The sequence below is a fragment of the Arcobacter sp. CECT 8985 genome, from assembly GCF_004116495.1.
GTDB lineage: Bacteria > Campylobacterota > Campylobacteria > Campylobacterales > Arcobacteraceae > Malaciobacter.
Genome location: NZ_PDKC01000075.1, coordinates 1 through 1,209, shown reverse-complemented (window position 1 = coordinate 1,209; position 1,209 = coordinate 1). Strand labels below are relative to the sequence as shown.

The 1,209-nt window shown below is 23.4% G+C and carries 2 protein-coding genes; both read right to left on the bottom strand.

Annotation, left to right across the window (positions count from 1 at the left end; translation table 11 throughout):
• Positions 1-178: 178 nt before the first annotated feature.
• A complete protein-coding gene (locus CRU93_RS14020) occupies positions 179-475 on the bottom strand; it encodes a hypothetical protein (RefSeq protein WP_129104798.1) in 297 nt (98 codons plus the stop codon).
• Positions 468-1,209, bottom strand: a 742-nt coding sequence (locus CRU93_RS14015) for a tetratricopeptide repeat protein (RefSeq protein WP_164967713.1), incomplete at its 5' end; no start/stop codon positions are given. The genes CRU93_RS14020 and CRU93_RS14015, both read right to left, overlap by 8 nt.

Genomic DNA, 1,209 nt, shown 5'->3' with positions numbered 1-1,209 from the left:
CTATATCCTTGTATTTCACCCTCTTGTATTAGTTTTTTATACTTTTTTATATCTTCTTTTGTATATTTTATTTTTATACATTTATTTATATCATATTCACTTTTTTTTAATTCTACTTCTTGGGCATATGCATTAATTAGAATTAATATTAATATTAAGTATTTCACTATACTATCCTTTAAAATGAAAAATGCTTTTGTAAGAATAGATTTTGTGAACTATTCAAGGCAAAAAGGTTATTGAAAATGTAGTGTACAAAATGTACATGAGTATTGAGATATTCTTTTAAACGAAGAAAAGACTCAAAAGATGCTTTGACAAAAACACTTTTTTTAATATTTGATACTAATATATAAGCTATTCTTGTTTTTATATCATCTTCTATTGGTTTATTATCTTTAGTACAATATTCATTTACATGTGCTACTTCACCTACTTTATGAAAGGCATTTCCTATAGTTATATCATTACTCATATGATACTCCTAAATCATTTAGTTTATTAATAGCTTTTTTATGACCTAGTTTAGCAGCTTTTTTATACCAAATAATTGCATTTATTTTATCTTTTAAATCATATTCAAACATATAACCTAAATTATACATTGCGCTTATTTCTTTTAAATTAGCAGCTTTTTTATACCATTCTTCTGCTTTTTTATAATCTTTTTTATCAATATTATATAACATAGCTAAATTAAAAGCACAATCTATACACTTAACCTCATTAAATCCTTTTGCATACCAATAAATTGCTTTATCATAATCTTTTAATATTTCTTCATATAATAAACCCAATCTTGAAGTTGACTCTTCATTTTTAAGCTCAAATCCTTTTTTATACCACTCAATTGCTTTTTTATAATCTTTTTTATACTCTTCATAATATGTACCAAGTCCACCTGCACATAGTCCATATCCCATTTCATAACATTTTTTTAAATATCTTATTCCTTTTTTGTCATTTTTTACATCTTTATTTTTTATAAATAAAATTCCTAAACTACGATATCCCTCTGGTTCACCTAATTCTCCAACTTTTTTATATATCTTTATTGCTTCTGTATACTTTTTTTGTTGATCATACATCAATCCTATTGATAATAGTGAGTTTAAATCACCTGTTTTATATGATTTCATAAACCATTTATATGCTTCATCATATTTAAAGTTTTTATAATAATATACACCTAAATTATGTGCTGATTTT

Coding starts and splice junctions, on each gene's coding strand:
- CRU93_RS14020 (WP_129104798.1), bottom strand. CDS start 475: ATGAGTAATGATATAACTATAGGAAATGCCTTTCATAAAGTAGGTGAA.